At 39.0% G+C, this 22125-nt stretch carries 22 protein-coding genes and 1 riboswitch; of the genes, 11 read left to right on the plus strand and 11 right to left on the minus strand.

All coding sequences use genetic code 11. From position 1 onward, the window contains the following. Positions 1-32 precede the first annotated feature (32 nt). Positions 33-111: riboswitch (ZMP/ZTP riboswitch) on the minus strand. 385 nt (positions 112-496) lie between these two features. The 3 genes from ACFX4W_RS29125 (at position 497) to ACFX4W_RS29135 (ending at position 3176) form a co-directional block, all read left to right on the plus strand. Beyond that, a complete protein-coding gene (locus ACFX4W_RS29125; protein ID WP_080781639.1) occupies positions 497-1096 on the plus strand; it encodes a cupin domain-containing protein in 600 nt (199 codons plus the stop codon). Positions 1097-1473: 377 nt separating this feature from the next. After that, a complete protein-coding gene (locus ACFX4W_RS29130; protein WP_043980340.1) occupies positions 1474-1677 on the plus strand; it encodes a DUF3311 domain-containing protein in 204 nt (67 codons plus the stop codon). Then, a complete protein-coding gene (locus ACFX4W_RS29135) occupies positions 1677-3176 on the plus strand; it encodes a sodium:solute symporter family protein (protein WP_043980342.1) in 1500 nt (499 codons plus the stop codon). Before ACFX4W_RS29130 ends, ACFX4W_RS29135 begins: the two co-directional genes overlap by 1 nt. 30 nt (positions 3177-3206) lie before the next feature. Here ACFX4W_RS29135 and ACFX4W_RS29140 read toward each other — a convergent pair whose 3' ends face one another. After that, the gene (locus ACFX4W_RS29140) at positions 3207-4637 is read right to left on the minus strand and encodes an alanine/glycine:cation symporter family protein (protein ID WP_043980344.1); all 1431 of its coding nucleotides are present in this window, start codon (positions 4635-4637) and stop codon (positions 3207-3209) included. 103 nt (positions 4638-4740) lie between these two features. Then, positions 4741-5730: a glutaminase gene (locus tag ACFX4W_RS29145; protein ID WP_043980347.1), complete on the minus strand. Its 990-nt coding sequence runs from the start codon at positions 5728-5730 to the stop codon at positions 4741-4743. A gap of 266 nt (positions 5731-5996) precedes the next feature. Between ACFX4W_RS29145 and ACFX4W_RS29150 the strand changes: the two genes are divergently transcribed. Next, entirely contained in the window at positions 5997-7247 is a 1251-nt protein-coding gene (locus ACFX4W_RS29150) for an ATP-binding protein (protein WP_043980640.1), read from the plus strand. Positions 7248-7251: 4 nt separating this feature from the next. Further along, the gene (locus tag ACFX4W_RS29155; RefSeq protein WP_043980348.1) at positions 7252-8190 is read left to right on the plus strand and encodes a response regulator; all 939 of its coding nucleotides are present in this window, start codon (positions 7252-7254) and stop codon (positions 8188-8190) included. 39 nt (positions 8191-8229) lie between these two features. Here the strand turns inward: ACFX4W_RS29155 and ACFX4W_RS29160 are convergent, their stop codons facing one another. The 8 genes from ACFX4W_RS29160 to ACFX4W_RS29195 form a co-directional block, all read right to left on the minus strand. Then, on the minus strand, positions 8230-8838 hold the full coding sequence (locus ACFX4W_RS29160) for a malonate decarboxylase holo-ACP synthase (protein ID WP_043980350.1): 609 nt from the start codon (positions 8836-8838) through the stop codon (positions 8230-8232). Then, positions 8826-10526 carry a biotin-independent malonate decarboxylase subunit beta gene (mdcD, locus tag ACFX4W_RS29165; RefSeq protein ID WP_043980352.1) on the minus strand — a complete coding sequence of 567 codons (1701 nt, stop codon included), beginning with the start codon at positions 10524-10526 and terminating at the stop codon, positions 8826-8828. The genes ACFX4W_RS29160 and mdcD overlap by 13 nt, the downstream gene beginning before the upstream one ends. Then, positions 10513-10815 carry a malonate decarboxylase subunit delta gene (locus ACFX4W_RS29170; RefSeq protein WP_013055506.1) on the minus strand — a complete coding sequence of 101 codons (303 nt, stop codon included), beginning with the start codon at positions 10813-10815 and terminating at the stop codon, positions 10513-10515. The genes mdcD and ACFX4W_RS29170 overlap by 14 nt, the downstream gene beginning before the upstream one ends. Positions 10816-10838: 23 nt before the next feature. Next, the gene (locus tag ACFX4W_RS29175; RefSeq protein WP_043980354.1) at positions 10839-11705 is read right to left on the minus strand and encodes a triphosphoribosyl-dephospho-CoA synthase; all 867 of its coding nucleotides are present in this window, start codon (positions 11703-11705) and stop codon (positions 10839-10841) included. A gap of 5 nt (positions 11706-11710) precedes the next feature. Next, positions 11711-13363 (minus strand): malonate decarboxylase subunit alpha, encoded by a 1653-nt coding sequence (gene mdcA, locus ACFX4W_RS29180; RefSeq protein WP_043980356.1) that lies wholly within the window; start codon positions 13361-13363, stop codon positions 11711-11713. Between the two features lie 37 nt (positions 13364-13400). Beyond that, complete coding sequence (gene mdcH / locus ACFX4W_RS29185; protein ID WP_043980358.1) at positions 13401-14327, minus strand: malonate decarboxylase subunit epsilon; 927 nt, start codon at positions 14325-14327, stop codon at positions 13401-13403. Positions 14328-14551: 224 nt separating this feature from the next. Beyond that, the gene (locus tag ACFX4W_RS29190; protein ID WP_043980360.1) at positions 14552-15508 is read right to left on the minus strand and encodes an LLM class oxidoreductase; all 957 of its coding nucleotides are present in this window, start codon (positions 15506-15508) and stop codon (positions 14552-14554) included. Between the two features lie 57 nt (positions 15509-15565). Next, complete coding sequence (locus ACFX4W_RS29195; RefSeq protein WP_014461498.1) at positions 15566-16765, minus strand: MFS transporter; 1200 nt, start codon at positions 16763-16765, stop codon at positions 15566-15568. A 329-nt stretch (positions 16766-17094) separates the two neighbouring features. Here ACFX4W_RS29195 and ACFX4W_RS29200 point away from each other — a divergent pair, with 329 nt between their 5' ends. The 6 genes from ACFX4W_RS29200 (at position 17095) to budA (ending at position 21592) form a co-directional block, all read left to right on the plus strand. Beyond that, complete coding sequence (locus ACFX4W_RS29200) at positions 17095-17463, plus strand: winged helix-turn-helix transcriptional regulator (protein WP_013055500.1); 369 nt, start codon at positions 17095-17097, stop codon at positions 17461-17463. Positions 17464-17547: 84 nt separating this feature from the next. Further along, positions 17548-17727, plus strand: coding sequence for a hypothetical protein (locus ACFX4W_RS29205; protein WP_013055499.1), 180 nt, complete (start codon positions 17548-17550; stop codon positions 17725-17727). Then, a complete protein-coding gene (locus ACFX4W_RS29210; protein ID WP_043980363.1) occupies positions 17727-17924 on the plus strand; it encodes a YwbE family protein in 198 nt (65 codons plus the stop codon). The genes ACFX4W_RS29205 and ACFX4W_RS29210 overlap by 1 nt, the downstream gene beginning before the upstream one ends. 870 nt (positions 17925-18794) lie before the next feature. Then, positions 18795-18959, plus strand: a complete 165-nt coding sequence (locus ACFX4W_RS29215) for an aspartyl-phosphate phosphatase Spo0E family protein (RefSeq protein ID WP_014461503.1) — start codon at positions 18795-18797, stop codon at positions 18957-18959. A 223-nt stretch (positions 18960-19182) separates the two neighbouring features. Next, positions 19183-20862, plus strand: coding sequence for an acetolactate synthase AlsS (alsS, locus tag ACFX4W_RS29220; RefSeq protein ID WP_080781640.1), 1680 nt, complete (start codon positions 19183-19185; stop codon positions 20860-20862). A 16-nt stretch (positions 20863-20878) separates the two neighbouring features. Further along, positions 20879-21592, plus strand: a complete 714-nt coding sequence (gene budA / locus ACFX4W_RS29225; RefSeq protein WP_043980365.1) for an acetolactate decarboxylase — start codon at positions 20879-20881, stop codon at positions 21590-21592. Between the two features lie 110 nt (positions 21593-21702). On the opposite strand, the gene ACFX4W_RS29230 is transcribed toward budA, so the two are convergent. Then, positions 21703-22125: an NUDIX hydrolase gene (locus ACFX4W_RS29230; protein ID WP_013081823.1), complete on the minus strand. Its 423-nt coding sequence runs from the start codon at positions 22123-22125 to the stop codon at positions 21703-21705.

Genomic DNA, 22125 nt, shown 5'->3' on the forward strand with positions numbered 1-22125 from the left:
AAAATAAAAAAAACACTTGCGGAATTTTCTCAAGTGTTTGCCCAGGCGCGCGGCTTATACGCTATATGCTCCCCCATGGTCATCCATGTTGCGCCAGTCACATATAGGAATATATTTTTTATCAGTATATAACATTCATTTCTATTACTCAATACACAAAAATGTTTACATTACTTTTATAAAGATAATAAATTATTCGTAAAATTCCGAATAAAACTTCTGAAATCTCTTTTTAATTACAAAAAACAACTAAAATCCTAACCTTTCTTGTTGTTTGATTCTTTTACTCCACGAGCAGATTACCTTATAAAAATTATATTAATATATAATATTCATTTACATAATAAGAATTAACAGCTATATATCCATAGAATTCTTGCACTAGACCCTTTACTTATATACAATATGAAGAAAAGATACTAAAGTGAACTGCCCACCGCTTAGCTACGCTTGAAGTGGGAGACTTCTTTTAGGAAAACGTTAAAACCTACATATCATGCACTTCGCAACAAATGAAGTACTTCGAGCAAACTTCTCTGTTTACGCAAGCGCAAAACAGGGAAAATTACGAAAAAAGATTGTTAGAGGGATGCTTATGAATTATGCAAATGTAAAAGTTCTTTATTTTGATGACGACGGAACCATTCCAAATCACCCTCGTCTTCCAGTTTTGTTGTATGAACACGTATTTATTAGTAAGAAAGAGAAAGTGGAGAGCATTTTTAATTCTCACAACTGGAAAAACAGCTGGGTAGGCGGCATACATGATTTTCACCATTACCACAGTAATTCTCATGAAGCACTAGGTGTAATTAGCGGATCTGCACGTTTAAAACTAGGTGGACATATGGGGGAAAATATCGTGGTGCATGCTGGCGATGTGCTCGTACTTCCTGCAGGAACAGGGCATATGCGTCTGCAGTCAACTGCTGATTTTAAAGTGGTTGGAGCTTATCCAGAGGGCATGGATTACAATTTAAGAACAGGAAAACAAACTGATCGCCCTCACGTATTTGATGAAATTGCACAAGTACCTATTCCTACAACAGATCCTGTTTATGGCGACAAAGGACCACTGACAGAGTGGTGGAACTAGACAAGCACTTATTGTCTAGTTTTTTTATTTGCTCTGTTTTATTCTTTCCATGAATCTCTATTTGAACATACAAATTCTTTTCTTATGATGCAATAGCAATATACTTTATCTCAGCGAAATAATAAAAACTTCCCGGTCAAAACTAAATTTCTTCTTTACCGTTCTCTTTTTGCTTCAAGAGCAACTTCGCTTAGATTATCCCCCTTTTTTTCCTTCGTAATCATTTCAAATATACTCCCACCATAACCTCTTTTTTGTTTTTCTAAAAAAATTTCCATAGATTATAACGAAATTTTCAAAAAACTTATTGCTTTACCATGTCAGACTTGCTATCATAGTGAACATTGTTAGATAAATTTTTAGTAGGAGGAGTAAAATTGAACAGAAAATTCATAATTTTTATTTTATTCATCATTCCATTTATTGCTCAATTCGTTTTTTTACCTTTTGTAAATAACATTCATCCAATTATTTTTGGATTACCTCTTTTGCATTTATGGTTATTTTTATGGGTCTTCTTAACGCCTGTGTGTACATTTATCATTTATCGTTTACAAAAATCTTGGGGGGACATTGAATAATGCAAGGAAATTTAACCGCACTTTTAATCACATCAGCAATTGTTCTTGTCGTTATCGCAATTGGCTTTATAGCGGGACGTGACAAATCATCTAGAAGCTCAGTTGAAGAGTGGGCTGTAGGTGGAAGACGTTTTGGAAGCCTGCTCGTCTGGCTTTTAGTAGGAGCAGATTTATATACTGCTTATACATTCCTAGGTCTTACAAGTACAGCTTATCAGGGGGGAAGCATCGCATTTTTTGCTATTCCTTACTCTGTTTTAGCCTTTTTAATTTCATACTTTTTTCTTCCAAAGCTTTGGACTGTTGCTAAAAAGCACAAACTTACTACGCTTGCTGATTATGCCAGAGAACGTTTTAGCAGTAAATTTCTCTCCTCTTTAATTGCTATAGTAGGTGTATTGATGCTCATTCCATATATTGATCTTCAGCTTAGCGGTATTCAAGATACTCTTCGCGTTGCAGGAACTGGCTACATTAACGTAAAAGCAGTCGTTATTCTTTCATTCTTTCTTGTGGCTCTTTATACCTTTTTCAGCGGAATTAAAGGTCCCACATATACGGCAATTATTAAAGATATTTTAGTATGGGCGATTATGTTATTTATGGTTGTTTCTCTGCCAATTATGCATTTTGGAAGCTGGGGCAACATGATCGACAATGTTGCAAAGGATTCACCTCAGCTATTAACGATCCCAACACAAGGACCTAAAGGCATTCCATGGTTTATTACAGCATCACTCGTATCTGCTTTAGCTTTATTCATGTGGGCCCACGCTGCTACAGGTGTTTTCACTGCTAAAAGTGCAGATTCGCTTCGTAAAAATGCTATTTTCTTACCGCTTTACAATATTGTTTTAATTCTAGTCATCTTCTTAGGATTTATTGCTTATCAAGTATTACCTCAAGATACAACGGATCCTAGATTAGCATTATTAACCTTAATTCAATATTCATATGGCGGCATTGGCCAAGGGTTAGCTTATGCAACGATTGCTCTTGCTTCATTAATTCCATGTTCTATCATGGCTATCGGAGCGTCTAACTTATTTGCAAATAATATATTCAGAGATTTAATTAATCCAAATGTACAGGGTAAAACATTAACAATGGTTACTCGTTCGATGGTTTTCGTTGTTATTGGACTGGCACTTTTATTCGGTTTATTATTCCCTCAAGCACTTGTTTCCCTACAGTTACTAGGGGTATCCGGTATGGTACAAATCTTCCCGGCTATCGTTATCAGTCTGTTCTGGAGAAATCAATCGAAAGAAAGTACGATTGCTGGATTAGTAGTAGGGCTGGTTGTGACGTTTACCGTACATGCCACAGGAAATTCATTTGGTCTTTATGAAGGATTCTGGGGATTATTATCTAACTTACTCGTAGTTGTTATTTTAAATCCAATCTTTTCGGCCAAAACAAAAGCAGCAACTAACGGCGTGAAAGAAACATTGTTTTCTAAAGGCACTGCGCAAACTGAATTAAAGAAAAACGCATAAAAAAAGTTCAGCCAATTGGCTGAACTTTTTTTAGATAATATTCTCTTTTTCAGAAGGGGGCGGAGCAGATTCTCTTTCCCAACATTCGATATTTTGATTGTTTTCTAACGCATCTCTATAAAAGACTGGATTTTTTCCTTCCTTTTTTTGCTCAGTATAGTCATGCAAGGCGGAAAATGCCACTTTCGATAATAGAAAAATAGCAATCAAGTTCACGACTACCATCATCCCCATAAATAAGTCTGCCAAATTCCATACAAGCTGAAGCTGAGCGATCGATCCAAAAATAACCATCGCTAAAACACCTACACGATAAGACCAAAGCCACAACTTATTTGAATTTAAAAACTCAATATTCGTTTCTCCATAATAATAATTGCCAATTAGCGTACTAAAAGCAAATAGAAATACCATGATAGCTAAAAACCCTGATGCCCAAGAGCCAATATGGGTACTAAGAGAAGCTTGCGTTAGTTCAATGCCGCTTAGTCCCTGCTTATAGGCGGGGGATAAGAGAACGATAAATGCTGTGCTTGTACAAATCACGAGTGTATCCGTCAAGACACCAAATGCTTGGATAAGACCTTGTTTAACTGGATGGCTCGTCACTGCAGTTGCCGCGGCGTTGGGAGCACTTCCCATTCCTGCTTCATTGGAAAACAGTCCGCGCTTTACTCCGTTGATTAACGTTGCACCAATTGACCCCCCAAGCGCCTGTTCAAATCCAAATGCATTTTTCACAATTAGAGATAGAACCGCAGGCATTTGATCGATATTTTTAAAGATAATGAACAGAGCCATTCCAATGTATAAAACGGCTAATACGACCACGATGTATTCCGATATCTTGGCGATGCGTTTGATTCCGCCAAAAATAATTACCGCAAATATAACTGTCATAATAATCCCAACCAACAAGCGGCTCGTTCCAAAAGAGTTCTCAAATGCTAGCGTAATCGTATTAGACTGCACAGCGTTAAACACTAGGCCAAATGATAGTGTAATGAGTACAGCAAATAGCCCGCCCATCCACCTTTTATTTAACCCTTTTTCCATATAATAAGCGGGTCCTCCTCGAAACCCGTTTGATCCTTTTACTTTATAAATTTGAGCGAGTGTACTTTCTACAAAACTTGATACTGAACCGATAATGGCAATAATCCACATCCAAAATACAGCACCCGGGCCACCAAGTGCAATAGCAATCGCTATCCCTGTAATATTTCCCGTTCCTACTCGAGCTGCCATGCTTATGCAAAAAGCTTGAAACGGAGAGACTCCTCCACCTTTAGCCGCTCGTCCTTCTTTCAAAACAAGGACCATTTCTTTCAACATGCGAAACTGCAAAAAACGAGAGCGAATCGTAAAATAAATACCAATTGATACAAGTAAAATAATTAATAAATTCGACCAAAAAAAATCATTGATGACGCTAATCACACTTTCGACTGCTTGTTGCATGCCTATCACCTCATTAAAAAATTTGGTAGAACAAATGCACAACATGAAAGTTTTTTCTCTTGGTGTTTATATTATTGAAGCGAATGAAGAGTACGTAAATAGACTAAAAAATACTCAAATCCCATTCTTTTGCGATTTTTTTTAGCAGCGTAACGCCTTTTACGCTATTCCCGTACTCATCAATAGCTGGACTGTATATTCCGATACCGCATCCGTCTGGAAATGGAGACTGCTTTTTCGTATTAGGTGGCACCAATGACATGATTCCTCCCGATACACCGCTTTTAGCTGGCATACCAACAAATGCCGCAAACTTTCCTGAAGCATTATACATACCGCATGTAAGCATGAGCGCTTTTGTTAATTTAGCTACTTCTTTTGGAATTACTTGTTTGTGAAACACTGGATGATATCCATCTAATGACAGGATTAATCCAATCAGTGCAATATCTTCAGTCGTTACTTCAATTGAGCACTGCTTTAAGTAAACCTCTAGAACCTCTTCTACTTCTCCTTGTAAGTAGTTCGTTTCTTTTAAATAGTAGGCAAGCGCACGATTTCGATGAGACGTTTGCCATTCTGATTCAAAGACCGTTTCATTAATGATTGGTGTTTTCCCGGTAAGCATTGTTATCACATCAAACAAATAGCTTAATTTTTCTTTTGCCGTCTCCCCAGATAAAAGAGATGAAACCGTTAAAGCACCCGCGTTAATCATAGGATTGAACGGCTTTCCTGGTTTATGCATTTCCAGTCTTATAATAGAATTAAATGCATCTCCAGTTGGCTCTACATCCACTCTCTCTAGCACATAAGGAATGCCGCAGCATAAGCAAGCTGCTATAAAGCTAATGACTTTAGAAATACTTTGAAGAGTAAATACCGATTCATAATCTCCAGACTGGATAACAGTTCCGTCAGCACCAATCAAACAAATACCTAATTGAGACGAGTCCATATCTTTCAGAGCTGGAATGTAATCAGCCGTTTTTCCTTCTGAAGAAAATTCTTTTATTTGCTCTACCCACTCATGTAACTGCTCTTTTGCAGTGACGTGTAAGTAAGACATTTCCTGTTCAATTTCTCTTTTCATTAAAATCACCTCATCACTTAATTAACTTTTTATTTTAAAGCGCTTTCATAAAGCGGAATTTCATTTTCGTTTTTAATGTACAATGCAACCTACGAGAGCATACAAAAACCTACAAAACTTTTTGTAATTATATTTTTATCTTTGGCACTCTTCTCCATTGTGCTGGACGCTGTCACAATGTATACTAATTCACGAATCACTTCAGGAGGTGGAATTATCTGAATTTTAAATCTTTCATTCGAAAAGATCCGTACATTTTATTGCTCATGCTCATTACTGTCCCGCTGGCGGGAGAGTTAAAATTTTATCCGTTAAATGAAACATTTCGAATTACATTTGGAGCTCCTACATTTTTCTTTTTCCTGTTGCTTTTAAAACGAAAAACCGTTTTAGCCGGGGGCTTGTTAACCGCTTTAAGTGTCGTTCTCTTTCGCATCATGCTCGATTATATCATGCTCGATCATTTTCAATTTGCGGTTTCTGCACATACGCATTACCCTACGTTTTTCTTCTACTTTACGTATGCACTTTTATTTTTTGTTTTTAAAGTAAGCCGCATGAACTATAGTGCTATTGTAATTGGAGTGATTGGACTCATCATTGAAATTGCTGCTGATGTAGTGGAACTAACTGCGCAGTATATAGTTTTGCACACAACAATCCATGTCGATTCATTATCTGACATGGCCGTTATTGCTTTTGCTCACAGCTTCATTGTACTTAGCTTTTTTAATATGATGACGATTTATGAATCACAGTCACGAGAACGTCAAATTCGCAAACAAAATGAGCACATGCTAATGCTCATTACAAGCCTTTATGAAGAAACCGTTCATTTAAAAAAGACCCTTCATAATACAGAATCGATTACAAAAGCTTCGTACGATTTATACCGCGTATTAAATCAGCAGGAAAAAGATCATTCTGTGCTAAACCAAATGCTCAGTAAAAAAGCGCTTCGGATTGCGGGAGATATTCACGAAGTAAAAAAAGACAACCAGCGTATTTTTGCGGGCTTATCTAAAACAATTTCAAATGAAAGTTTCCAAAATTATATGAAAGCAGAGGAATTAATCGAGCTGATCGTACGCATCAACAAAAAATATGCCGATTCTCTTCACAAACAAATCACCTTTTTTTCTTCTGTAAACGGGGAACATTTCAGCTACCACGTTTACACCATTTTATCGATCATTAATAACTTGGTAGCCAACGCAGTGGAAGCGATTAAAGATGAAGGAAGGATTGTTTTATCGGTACATAGACAAGCTGAACATGTAGAATTTCATGTACAAGACAACGGTCCTGGAGTACCTTTAAAGTACGAAAAAGCTATCTTTGAACCTGGTTTCACCTCAAAATACGATCAATTTGGAAACCCCTCTACTGGCATTGGTCTTTCTTATGTAAAAGATATTGTTCAAGAACTTGAAGGTACGATTAAAGCTACACAAGAAGACAGCGGAATGACGTTTATCATTCAAATCCCCCTTCGTAATTTAATTCAGAAAGGATGAGTTTATGCGATTTTGTATTACAGATGACGATTCAGCTATTCGTTCAACGCTCAGTCAGCTGATTGAAGATGAGGATTTAGGAGAAGTTGTAGAAGAAGTCGTCGACGGAAGCTTTTTAGATGCCTCTACGTTAAATTTAAAACAAATTGATATTTTATTTATCGATTTACTTATGCCAGGACGTGACGGAATCGAAACGATTCGTCATTTAAAAGATTCATTTAAAGGAAAAATGATTATGATTTCACAGGTGGAATCCAAAGAATTGATAGGAGAAGCCTACTCATTAGGAATTGAATACTATATTACAAAACCAATTAACCGAATTGAAATTTTAACGGTTATTCGAAAAGTAATGGAACGAATCTCCCTTGAGAAATCAATCGATGATATTAAAACCTCCTTGAATAGTTTAGCGACAGCTCATCACGCTCCCCCTTCAAGCCAGCCGGTAACGAAACAAGCCCATCTATACGATGTAGGTAAATTCTTATTAGCCGAGTTAGGTATTGTAGGAGAAAATGGTGCAAAAGATTTACTGGATATTTTACAGTTTCTGTACACTTATGACCAAAGAGAAAGTGTGGAAAAACATTTCCCTTCTCTAAAAAATATTTTTGTGAATGTGGCTGAGAAAAAATTAGGGGCTCACGCGTCTTCCATTGAAATTAATCGCGAAACCAAAGCTTGTGAACAGCGAATAAGACGAGCAGTTACTCACTCACTAAATCACTTTGCTTCTATCGGATTAACAGACTTTTCAAATCCGAAATTTGAAAATTATGCTTCTAAGTTTTTTGACTTTACAGCTGTTCGTAAAAAAATGAAAGAATTACAGGGAGATTCTAAAATTTTGCCGATTCGCATTAACACCAAAAAATTTATTCAAATATTCTTTTTTGAAGCAAAGCGCTTGTTAAGCAAGGAAAAAAGCTGGTATTGACAGAAAAGACGGAAAAGGTGCAAATACCTCTTCCGTCTTTTATACTAATTGATTCAGTTTTACTAAGGAAGGTCCATATACAGTACGCAGAAGCAGCGTCTTTTCTCCCCTTGCATATTCCACCAGAGAAAATGCTCCTTTTTCTGTTTCTACCTGTACATCTACAGAAACTGGACACTCTTTTAACTGATTAACTATCAGTTGCGCTTGTTCCACCGACAAATAAGAAGAAAGGCGAATAAGTATATCCACATCACTAGTTGTTGTAACAACTTCGGCACCACTTGCAAATTCGAATCCCACACTGCCGGTTGGTCCCCACGCAAAATCTTTTAAAATAATAGCAACTTCTTTTAAAGCACCTGTGGCTGGCATGTTTCTAAAGTGGCCGTTTTGAAAAATAGAAACGAGATCTTCCGGCCTAATTCTTTGTTTAACGGCCTGTTCAGATACAAATGCTCCAAAACGCTGATTTCTTCTTTCTCCTCTTACTCCAACAGGTATCAAGCTATCTCGGTGAACAGCCCGCCTTACAACGACAAACGGAGTCTTCCCTAAAGAATGCTCCACCCAATCAGGGATAGGTGTATAACTGATAAGCATTGCTTCCTCTTTTAACTGAAGCAAATCATGAGCTATATATTCCATTGTTTTTCCAACTCATCTCTTACTAATAAAGAAGCTTTTCGCCCTTCCTTCCTTGCTTGCTCACTGTATAGCCGGGTGCTTAAATCGTACACACCTTCACGGCGTACATCTTCTACGGCTCCAGTCAAAATATCTTGAATCGTTTGAACGTCGCGCTCTGTGGGCTGCTCTGCTTGAATACCGCTAACCAGCTCATATAAAGCGCCAAGTGAGGCAAATGATTCAATATCATAAGCCATGGACGGGACTTTCTTTGAAGCTTCTTCAAGTTCTTTAATACTTCTTTTAGTAATGCGCGCTGCCGACTGTTTGGACATGGCGTGAACATTCACTCCTTCGTCTTTTAAAGCCACAATTCGATTTGATTGGTATCCATGAGCCAGAAATGCTCCTGAAATTGCTTTTCCGACAATTAACGTAATAACTGGATGACCTGCTAAGCGCGCTGCTGCATAAGCATCAGCCGCAGCACCGCAAGCATAGTGAATACCTAGAAGTTCTTCATGATAGCCATACGCTTGACTCGGTACGTCCACAATGGCGATTATAGGCCGAGGAGATTGATTTCGATCTTCTTTTATTATTTCACGAACATGCTTGGCAATTGCCCATCCTTCATCTAGTCCTACTTCCCCTTTCCGTGCACGTAAGAAACGATTATAAGGATTAGGTACAACCGATATATATCGGACCTTTTCTCTTCCTAGCAATGCGTCTTTATAAAGAACGGAAGGGATTTCAAAATCTGCTTCTTCATCATTTATTAAGGCGTTGATCCACACGCGACCGCGGCTGTTGGGCATGTTACCTGGAACTTCATTAAGCGAGTAAGAGACTGTTGAAGGGATAGGTTCATTTTTTGTTGTGTTATACAATTCTTGAAACTGATCAGGAGCCAGTTTTTCTGAAGGATCAACCTTACTAAGCAAATGTCTGTAAAAATCTACTTGTTCTGTTTTACTAGTTGCTTTTCCTTTCTTCTGAAACGTCTCTTGAACCGCTCGCTGAATAGCCTTGACATCATCCTGTGCTAAGGTATCTGCAAACCCGGTTTCGTAGCGTTGAATACCGCCAATCGTTTTCCAGATTAAGCTTCGGTCTCTTGCATCAAACTCTTCAACTCCTGCTTCTTGTTCGATCACTTCAGGGCCGTTAAGGCCAAACCTTGCTTCTTTTGTCATAATGAGATAACTAAAGAGTGAAGCAGTGATGGACATTCCTCCAAAGCAGCCTACATTTCCTGAAATAACTCCAACAACAGGTGTATGCTCACGCAAAGCAACCACAGCTGAGCCAATTTCAGATATCGACAAAAGTCCATAATTCGCTTCTTGGAGCCTTACCCCTCCTGTATCGAATAGAAAAACAGGTCTAACAGGAACACCTTTTTTGTGATTATTAAGAGCTAGTTCTAAAGCTCCTGCAATTTTAGCTCCTGATACTTCACCAATGCCTCCCCCTTGAAACCCTCCTTCTATTGAAATGACAACGGCTGGCTCTCCTGCTATCAGCCCACCTGCTATAATGACACCATCGTCGCTTTGAGGAACAATATTTTGCTTAGGTAAATGAGGCGATTCGATTCCGTCAAAAGGGCCAAGCAGCTCATAGAATGTTCCTTGATCTAAGATTGCCTGCGCTCGTTCTCTTCCATTTAACTCAATAAAGCTTTGATTATTCACTCCCATTTTCACTCACCTCCAAAGCTTGTGCAAGACGCAAGGCGACTACACCAGGCGTAGCACCGAAATCATTAATTACAATTTTCGCTTGAATGGTATGAACACTAAAGAATCGGTCTAATACGGCTTTCCAGGTTTCACTAAATCCTTCACTTCCTGTTCGTACTGATACGTGAGCATGTTCTTCATCAGAAGGAACCATTAAAATTTCTAAATCCCCTGAACCAACAACGCCTACATGTGCGCGCTGAGTTAACTTTCGATCGGCTTTGTATTTAAACACTAACGTTTCCATTAGCCACTCCTCCCTGCAGACGTTTACGATTCTTTAAAAAGAGATATTCGATCTAAAAATAATACAGCAGCCAGCAAATCTGCACTTCCGCCTGGAGAAGCGTTAGATGATAGAAGTATATGATCTAACGCTTCTAGCCGCTGTTTTCCCATTGATGTAGATACCCCTCCAGCTTCTAACACATTGGATGCCGCCATTTTAACCTCCTTTAACACAACCGGACCAGCACGATGCAAAATACACGTATCATCAAGGTTGGCGATTAGTGTTACTAAAGTATCAATCCTTGCTGATGTTTCATGTATGCCTAGCTTGCGAGCTTTATGTAAAGCAGGCAAGCCTATATGAATTACGTGAGGAAATCCTTGCTTCGCCTCTCCAGCCGCTCCTTTTGCGCCATACTGTTTTTTCACACGAAATCCATTAGATGAATGCAGAGGACAAAAACGATCTGCATAACGAGCAATTTTTCCTGCAGCTTCTGTGATGGATGCAGGTGATGCTTGAATGCCGCAAACCGCTGTTGCAGACGCAAGTAGGCCTAATGCCCAAATGGCTCCTTTGTGTGTATTAACACCATCCGTAGCCCCGTACATAATTTGTTCGCCCTCGCGTCCAATTCGAGCAATTTCTTCCCTTAGCATTTGACTTGGCTGCTTTCCTTGACTGTATAATGCAATCTGTAAAAAGGTCGGTTGTAAAGCATAAGCAGAAGTTAACAGCGTCTCAATATTCATATCTTGATGAGATCCAGTTGTTGCTGCATCTACAAGCCCAGGCTTAGGTGTAAGCACCGCTTCATCAACCAGAGCGGTAACTGCCATTTTAGCTATTAGACATGAGTAAAACACAGCTGGTCTTGGCTCTTCTTGAATACTTTGAATACGCATATTTCTTACCAGCTCCTAAATTTAGCAGGCGGATTATACAAGCCATCCGACCATTCTACTAAATCTTCGACACTTCTTGCTGCCAATAATGAACGTTTTGCTTCTGTACGGCGAATCTGTAAATCTTCGGGAAAAGCCACTAAGCCATCTCTGCGCATCTTTTCCACTTTATTTCGGTTATATCGAAGGCCTATAAGTGTTACCCCTGCTACTGCTTCAAGCGCTGCTTTTCTTTCGTCCAAGCTTTGTGCTTTATATAAATAAGCAATTCCTTCTTCCGTCACAACATGCGTCACATCATCCCCGTAAATCATGACAGGAGCAGTAGCTACGCCTGCTTGTTTCGCTACCTTTATCGCATCCAAAGACTCCACAAAAACAGGCTCATTTCCTGATTGAAAGGTTTCAACCATTTGAACAACTAGTTTTCTGCCTCTCGCTAGTTCGTGCTGCTCGTTTATCATATCCAACCAAGCAGGCGTAGAATGTCGACGGCCTCTAGGGTCATGCCCCATATTAGGCGCTCCGCCAAACCCTGACAAACGTCCAGATGTGACGGTAGAAGAATTTCCTTCTCCATCTATTTGCAAAGTTGATCCTACAAAAGCATCTACCGCATATTGACCAGCCACTTGACACATCGCACGGTTTGAGCGCAGGCTGCCGTCGCGTCCTGTAAAAAACACATCTGGACGCGCTGCTGTGTATTGTTCCATTCCTACTTCTCCGCCAAAGCAGTGCACGCTCTCAATCCATCCGCTTTCAATAGCCGGAATTAACGTGGGGTGAGGATTCAGAGCCCAGTTCTTGCATATTTTACCTTTCAGTCCTAACTTTTCTCCATAAGTAGGCAGCAAAAGCTCAATTGCAGCGGTATTAAAGCCAATGCCATGATTTAATGATTGTACGCTGTGGCGCTCATAGATACCTCGAATTGTCATCATAGCCATTAAAATTTGGAGTTCTGTAATATGACGAGGATCTCGCGTAAATAAAGCTTCCAATTGATAAGGCTGATCCGCCACGACGATACAATCAACCCAAGAAGCCGGAATATCAACTCGCGGAAGTTCTTCAACAAGTTCGTTTACCTGCACAATAACAATTCCATCCTTAAACGCGGTTGCTTCGATAATGGTTGGTGTTTCTTCCGTATTTGCTCCTGTATATAAATTACCTTGTGCATCTGCTTTGTCAGCAGCCACTAAGGCAATGTTCGGAATTAAATCAATGAAAAGACGTCCGTAAAGCTCTAGATATGTATGAATTTCTCCCATTTTCAACGTCTCATCTTCAATCATTTGAGACACGCGAAGGCTTTGAGCACCGGCGTACGAAAAATCAATTTTTTCAGCAATTCCTTTTTCAAATATGTCGAGATGTTCCGGACGTGAAATACTAGACATAATCATATGAAGGCCGTGTATTTTATCAGCGCTTACTTCATTCAGCGCCTTTGATAAAAAAGATGCTTGCTTTTGATTGTCTCCTTCAAGCACTACTTTATCTCCGGGTGATATAAGCAATTCTAACGCTTCAATAATGTGTTCATTACCCAATAACTTTTCTTTAAGAAGATGGTCTACTTTCGCAAGGCGAGCTGCTTTTTGATCTCGGCGAGTTGTCCATGATTTTGAAGTTTTTTTTATGCCACTCATGTTCTAGCTCCTTTCTGATACTTCTAAATTAATACGCTTACATTTTTTCTTTTTCCATTAAAATCAGCAAAGTTTTCATCGTAGATTCGGCTGCCGAAATAGCCCTTGCTTCAGGGAAGCTCTTAGCAGCCAAATCCGTTAGCACTCTTCCTGGAGCCATTTCAATATATAATCTTGTGCCCATTTCATACATAACTTCCGTCGTATCATGCCAACGGACGGGCATCGCAACACTCGCTGCTAAGTCTTCCTTAACATCAGCAGCTTTCCATAATTTCCGAGCTTTACAGTTACCTATAAAAGGAACGGACGGGTCCTTTCCTTTCACTTCCGTTATGATTTTTCGTAATTCCCTCGAAACTCCTTCCATAAGAGGACAGTGAGAAGGCACCGCTACATGAAGCATTTTAGTTTTTCTAGCCCCTTTTTTACATGCTTTTTCAAGAACTTTCTCGATTGCTTTTAAGGTGCCAGAAATCGTTATTTGATCGGGAGAATTTAGATTCGCTACGTACACAGGAGCTGCATCAGTTGATAGTTCATGTACAATAGAGAGAAGCTGATGTTCACGCAGTCCCATCACAACCCCCATACCATAACCATCAGGATAAGCATTTTCCATCAGTTTCCCTCTTTTTTTCACAAGAAGAAGAGCTTCTTTAAAAGATAACACTTCAGATGCAACTGCTGCTCCAAACGCCCCTATAGAATGCCCTCCTACCACGTCTGGCGAGTATCCTTTGTTTTTAAACGACCTAGCCGCAGCCACTCCTGCAATAAAAAGACATATTTGAACATTTTTATTATATTTTAATTTTTCTGACGAATCTAAAGATAATACGTCTTGATTTAAAACCTCACTTGCTTCTTCAAACGTAGTCGCTAATCCCCATTTATTTTTTATATCATGAAGCATACCAGCATATTGTGCGCCTTGGCCTGGAAATAGAAATGCAACACTCATCGTGTTTCTCCTTTCGACTTTATATCATCCAAGGAGATAATGGATAATTTTATTATAAAGAACATAGGGTCAATAACTCTAATACATATTTCTTATATATCCTATAACTTGAAATCTATATAAAAAGGGATTGAGACATAACGAAATCAATGGAAAAATCCGAACGGGTTAGATTCTCCAGTAAGAATCTAACCCGTTCGGATCTTCAACTAAAGTACTTTTAGCTACAGATGAGCTGGAAAATGCGGAAGCACTTCTTCGCCAAGCTCATGTATAACTTCTTCAGCCGGACGCTTGCTATCAAAAAGAGCAAAAAAGAGATGATTAACTCCTATTTCTTTATAAACAGAAAGAAGCTCAATTAATGTATTACGACCTGCTCGAAATCCTAAACGAATTGGCGTTGGCATTTCATTTGGATCTTCTGCCAAATCTAGATGCATAGGTTGTGTAAAAGGTTTAAAAACGCCTGGATAATAGATGTCAACCAGTTTCCTCCATTGTGTAATAGCTTCTGCTTGAAAATGGGGATGACGAGGATAATACATCCAGCCGTCTCCATACTGTGCAAACCACTCCATATTTTGCTGACTGTATCCCGTGATCATCGTCGGAATACGTTTCGTTGGCTTAGGAACGACATTTGCTCCTTGAATGGATCCCAAAGCAGACTGGATAGATGGAAATTCTTTATTTAACGCTTCTTCTAAATAATGAAAAGCCTCTGCAAATCGCTTTCCTCTTTCTTCATGAGGAATACCTAACCCTCGAAAATCTGCTTGACGGTCTCCAGAAGATACGCCCATAATCAAACGCTCAGGAAAAAGCTGATCAATGGTTGCCATTTCTTTAGCTACGCGAAGCGGATGGCGCAAAGGCAGCACAATAGCAGATGTACTAAGAGCAATTTCTTTTGTTTGACTGGCCAGATAAGTCAAATAAATAAGCATATCATAAATTTGACCCGTGGCTGGATCGCCAAATGATGGATCTTGAAGAAGGACATCGCGGAACCATAAGCTTGTAAATCCATATTGTTCTGCAAGCTGCGTGAGCTCTACTTGTTTCTCCATCGTAGGCGTGGCATATTGATAATTTTCAAGCGGCATATGCAACCCTAACGTTAACTCATTCTCCTTGTACATACGACAATACGCCTTATGATGCTGAAATGTAGTCATTTACTTCCTCTCCTTTTATAGCTAAGAGATCATCGCCTTTTGCGATGATCTCTTGTTTTATTTTGCTTTTGCTTCTATTGAGCGGCTCCATGCTGTTAATAAGACCGCTCCTAAAACCATAACGCCTCCAATCCAAGGAGTATGAACAAGACCAATCGAATCAACAATCAGGCCGCCTACAAAAGAACCAATAGCAATTCCAACGTTAAATGCAGCAATATTAAGCGCAGAGGCTACGTTCACTGCTGAAGGAACATACTTTTCAGCTAAGTTCACGACCAGCACTTGCAGTCCAGGTACGTTCATAAATGCCAATAAGCCCATGGCAAAAATCGTAATCGTTCCCGCTACTTTAAACGATGCAGTAAACGATAAAATAACTAAGATAACTGCTTGAATTAGAAACATCCAAAATAATGCTTTTAACGGGTTTTTATTCGCAGCTTTTCCTCCGATTGTATTTCCGATGGCTACTGCTACACCGTATACCAGCAGTAAGATACTAACCGCGCTTGGTGCGTATCCTGTTAGTTTTTCAAGAATAGGTGCTAAATACGTATAAGCTACAAACGTTCCGCCATATCCTAAGGCGGTAATAGCAAACGATAGTAAAAGCGGCCCGTTTTTCAAAATTTTCAATTGATCACTAAACTTTGCCGGCGGCGCTTCCTTTAAGTTTTTAGGCACTAAAAGAGCACTTGCAATAATGGCAATAACCCCAAGTAACGCTACTCCCCAAAATGTTGCTCTCCAGCCGAAAGCTTGTCCGATAAATGTACCAAGCGGAACACCTGTAACAGTTGCAACTGTTAAACCTGTAAACATTAAAGCAATGGCACTTGCTCGCTTATCTTCTGGCACTAAATCAGCAGCGATAGTCGCACCGATAGAAAAGAAAATTCCGTGTGAAAATGCAGTAATAATTCGTGCTATAAGCAGCAGCCCAAAGCTTGTTGATAAAGCTGCTACTGAGTTTCCTACGATAAAAATAACCATCAATAGCATCAACAGTGATTTTCTGCTCATTTTACTTGTTAAAGCTGTTAATACGGGAGCTCCAAATGCAACTCCCATTGCGTATCCTGAAATTAATAACCCTGCTAGTGTAATGGAAATATTTAAATCATCTGCAAGCGATGATAATAAACCTACTGGAACAAACTCTGTAGTCCCGATTCCAAAGGCGCTAATAGCTAGCGCTAATAGCGGCAAAGCACCGCTTTTTTTACTTTGTTGTGTTTGTGAAAGTGTGTTCACTTCTTAACGCCTCCTGTTCGTTATGATAACTTCTTCATAATAGCTTCTCTTACGGCTAATTAGCTTAGGTACCTTTCATATATTCGCTAACTCGCCATCAACAATTGTTATTATGAGCGATGTAAAACCAAAGAAAAAGTACGCACTTTCAAGTGATATAGGCACCTGGAGGTTACAATAAGCGTAAATACTAAAGTCATGAACTATTGGGTATTCTAAAAAAATGCTTACACCTAGAAAATTTTGCTCTATAGTGATATGATAAACATCAGAAAAAATGCGAAAACATGCATTTGACCGTTATCTCTAGAACAAGGAGAGTTGTTAACGTGAAAAAATATAATATTCCAGTGGAAGCGGCACTAGAAGTCATTGGAGGCAAGTGGAAAGTCGTTATTCTTTGCCACTTAATTAAAGGGACAAAGCGCCCTGGAGAATTAAAAAGAATTATGCCGCGCGTTACGCAAAAAGTATTAACGCAGCAGCTTCGAGAACTTGAAGCAGACGGCATCATTGTTAGAAAAATGTACAATGAAATGCCGCCTCGAGTAGAATACTCTTTAACAGATTACGGATGGTCTTTAAAAAGCATTCTTGATTCATTATGCTCTTGGGGAGAACATCATATTGAAAAAACGTATCCTGATAAAGAAGCTGTACTTATGCAGCCTGTAGAAGAAGTCACTGTTTCTAATTAAAAAAAGCTGACTATCTAGTCAGCTTTTTCATTCCCTTACTTTCTTTGTTTTTTCAGATGATGTATATATTCAGGAGGAACCCATATGACAGAACAACTTAAAAAGAAAATTAGTCTTCAAGATGCTATCAAACAGCAGCTTGCTAATAAGAAAAATCAATCTTCAAGTAAAGCTCAAAATAGCAGCACCAATCAAGCAACCAAAAAGCTGACGAGTCAACAAACAAAAAAAACGAATAATCAGCGAAAGAGAACAGGTGTATAATGAACGGACAAAATAGAAAAGACGTAGCTCCTGGAATTGAAGTCGACATTGTTTTAAAAGCAGATCAGCGTTCTGGAAAACTTACACGCGGAACGGTCAAAGACATTCTGACCAATTCAAACTTTCACCCACACGGCATCAAAGTCCGTTTAACAGATGGACAAGTCGGACGCATAAAAGAAATTTACCCAAATTAAAAAAGCATGTATTCTACATGCTTTTTTAATTTACACTTCAAATAAATCTACTTATCATTTCCTACTTTTGTTAAAATAAAGAAGCACTGTCGTCCCCTTTCTTTCCCTTGGGAATTCACGCAAGGAAGAAAAAGGTGGTGGATAGTCTGAGACGAATCCTCAAGTCATTTTTCCTAGATGCTGAGAATGTTCAGCTCCTAACGGCTTACGTAGAGCTTTTAGGAGCCATAGTCGCTCTTATTTTGCTATTTTTCCAGTAGTAAAATAAGTAATCACCGATAAGTATCGTCTAAAAGGTTCTTCATCCATAAGCCTCGTGTGCTGATTGTCTTTAGGGAATCGTGTTTGGCGGCACTTCCCTATAGTAAAAAGACAGCTTCCTTGCAGAAATGGACAAGGTGTAATCAACTACGGCCGATTATGGGTGCGGGACCTTTTTCTTTATTAGTCTATGTCTTTTTTTTACTTCCCATACACAAAAATAAAAAAACCTCCGAGTTGGCGGTCTCGAAGGTTTTCTCTAGTGAATCGTTTTCGACAAATCCTCATCCGGGCTAACAAGGTTCAGATCTAATAAGATTATGTGATGAATTTCTTCACCTTACAAGTTGCACTTGTCAAAGCTAAGAATTCATTCGCTTGTTAAGAATAACTGAACGTGCGCTCCAGATTGTCATTTTTCCTAGTCTCAGTATATCATATTTATTGAAAACAGGTAAAAAAAGTGTTCGACAAAGCTTGTTAGCAGCTCTTCACCTATGTCATATTTTTCAAAACAAAAAACATTTTACAAATATGAAGGAATTTCATACTATTAGATAAAAGATAAAACATAGAAGATAGAAGTATTCTGACTTGGAGAGGATTTCAATGAAGCAACCTCAGTTAGAAAAAGAAATTCGAGCCTTACAATCAGATATTTACCAATTAGCTAAAAAAACAAGCAGCTATTCTCACGGTGAGATTTTAAAATTAAGTCAAAAGCTAGATCAAAAAATTGTTAGTTACCAAAAGCTTTTTAACCATACCAAATAAGAGCCGCGTTGGACTTTCACTTGCTATCCCTCAAGTACCATAAACCTACAAATAAAACAGATATGTTTTATTCGCAATAGGTACATCTCTGCTTCCCTAATTAATAGGGAAGTTTTTTATTTAGAAAATTAAAACCTTCTCCTTTCCTTAGGTTAGTTGTCATACAAATTGGGTATTCAATCAGTAGGCCTTAACTATCTAAGAAACATAAAGGAGAGAATGCATGATGAGTAATGCTGATACTGCCGAAACAAAAAAAGGCGCTGACTTACTAGTAGAAAGTTTGGCAAGTCAGAATGTGCCTTATATTTTCGGCATTCCAGGAGCCAAAATTGATGGCGTATTTGATGTTTTGAAAGAAAAAGGACCAGAAGTAATTGTTTGCCGCCATGAACAAAATGCTGCGTTTATGGCAGCTGCTATGGGAAGACTGACAGGTACGCCGGGCGTTTGCCTTGTCACATCAGGTCCAGGTGCCGCTAACTTAGCCACTGGCCTTGTGACTGCTACTTCTGAAGGTGACCCAGTGGTAGCCCTAGCAGGAGCCGTTCCAAGAGCAGATCGATTAAAAAAGACGCATCAATCAATGGATAATGAAGGACTATTTAAATCTATCGCCAAATTCAGCGTTGAGGTAGAAGACGCTGCAAACGTTCCAGAAGTGATAACAGACGCCTTTCGCGAAGCTGTTTCTTCTCCTTCAGGAGCATCTTTTGTCAGCTTGCCGCAGGATGTAATGGATAGCGAAACATCAGCTTCCACTCTATCCGTTTTAAAAGCTCCTACGATTGGGACTGCCAATTTAGACGCTGTTGCCCAAGCTATACACACTATTCGCACAGCAAAACTACCTGTCTTGCTTTTAGGTATGAGAGCAAGTAAATCTAAAGCAGTGGAATCAATCCGTCAACTTATAGCAGAACATGACCTTCCTGTGGTGGAAACGTTCCAAGGTGCGGGAGCTGTTTCAAGAGAGCTTGAAACTCACTTTTTTGGGCGAGTAGGTCTTTTTCGCAATCAGCCTGGAGACGTCTTATTGAAGCATGCTGACGTCGTCTTAACAATCGGTTATGACCCAGTTGAATATCCTCCTTCTCTTTGGAACTCAGAAAGTCAAAGGAGCATTATTCATTTAGATGATTTACAAGCACAAGCTGACCACCATTATCAGCCGGAAATTGAGTTAGTAGGGGATATTCCAAGCACAATTGACATATTAGCGGATAAACTCCCACATTTAATACGTTCAAAAGAAAGTGCTTCTTTTTTAAAAACGCTAAAAAGTAAACTTGAACAACCTGACGATCAGTACGAGTTTTCTAATGACACTTACCTTCATCCCCTACAATTAATTGAAGCTCTGCAGAACTTTGTTGAAGATGATACTACCATCACATGTGACGTTGGTTCGCATTACATATGGATGGCTCGTTATTTTCGTTCCTATGAACCTCAGCATTTACTATTCAGCAACGGTATGCAGACACTAGGTGTTGCTTTGCCTTGGGCTATTTCAGCTGCACTCGTTCGCCCCCATAAAAAAGTTCTGTCCATGTCTGGAGACGGCGGGTTTTTATTTTCAGCTATGGAGCTCGAGACAGCCGTGCGATTAAACTTACCAATTGTTCACATTATCTGGAACGATCAAACCTACGATATGGTTGGCTTTCAACAGCAGATTAAATATGGCCGAAAATCTGCAGTAGAGTTTGGCAGTGTAGACTTTGTTACGCTTGCTGAAAGTTTTGGTGCCAAAGGATTTAGAGTTAACTCACCAGAAGAATTTTCGGAGACTCTAGCAAGCGCTTTTCGTGAACAAGGCCCAGTTATCATCGATGTTCCTGTAGATTATAAAGATAATGAAAAATTAAATACACAGCTACTGCCAGATCAAATTAACTGAAAGGACTGAGTAAAGAATGAGCAATAAAGAAAAATTAACGATTCACCAAACTTCCACCATGATCGCTTTATTAGACGGAGTATTTGACGGTATTGTCACATACAAGGATTTAGCTAAGAAAGGTGATTTCGGCATCGGTACGTTTAATCAATTGGACGGTGAAATGATTGCCTTTGACGGAGAATTTTATCATATTGCTGATGGGAAAGCCGCGCCTATTGGCGAAGATGCAAAAACACCTTTTGCCATTATGACAACCTTTTATGAAGATATCTCTTATCGTGTAGAAAAGGAAATGAATCGTGAACAACTAGAAACCTTAATGAACGAGCTTATTCCTAGCCCGAATTTATTCTATGCAGTTCGCATTGACGGAAAGTTTAAAGAAGTAAAAACGCGCACGGTTGCAAAGCAAGAGAAGCCCTATCCTTCTATGGTAGATGCGGCTGCTGATCAGCCTACATTTACATCTTCAGATGTAAATGGAACACTAGCAGGTTTTTATACGCCAGAATATTCTTCAGGCATCGGTGTTCCCGGCTACCACCTGCACTTTATTGATGAATATAAAAAAGAAGGGGGACATGTTTTAGATGTCTCTGTTCAAGATGTTACAATTCAAATCTGCAAAAAAACGAAATTAAATCTCAATTTATCGGAAACAAGTGAATTTTTAAATGCTAATTTAGAAGACCATGATGTAGAAGAAGAAATTGCGACGGCTGAATAAACAACGATACTTTTACTGATAAAAAACGCTCATCGTCATGCATGACGATGAGCGTTTTTTATTTAATCGCGTTCAGGCTTCATTTCTAGCACAACACAGAAACCTTCCGCCTATACGTAAAAAGAGCCTGTGTCTTTTAAAACATAGAAAAATGGTATTTCAGTCTCTTTTAGACATCTAGCCATTCGATCCTTAAAGTTATCTAATTTAATTATATTTTTTGCTTCTTCTAACGTAAAATATCCCACATCCTGCGTTTCATTGGAGACAGAAATTTCCCCGCTAATCGCTTTTCCCTTTAATAAAATAACAGTAGTAGATCGTTTAACATCTTGTTCTACTCCTAGAAAGTTGGTTACTTCAATAACAATTCCAGATTCTTCTTTAACTTCTCGTATCCCCGCATCTTTTATTGATTCACCTGCTTCAACAAAACCGCCTGGAAATTCCCATCCCCGTCTATGGTTCTTGACTAGAAGCACGTGATGATCTTGATTTACCACCATAACTGCTACAGCTAATTTTTGATTCAA

Source organism: Priestia sp. YIM B13489, assembly GCF_042787645.1.
Classification (GTDB): domain Bacteria; phylum Bacillota; class Bacilli; order Bacillales; family Bacillaceae_H; genus Priestia; species Priestia megaterium.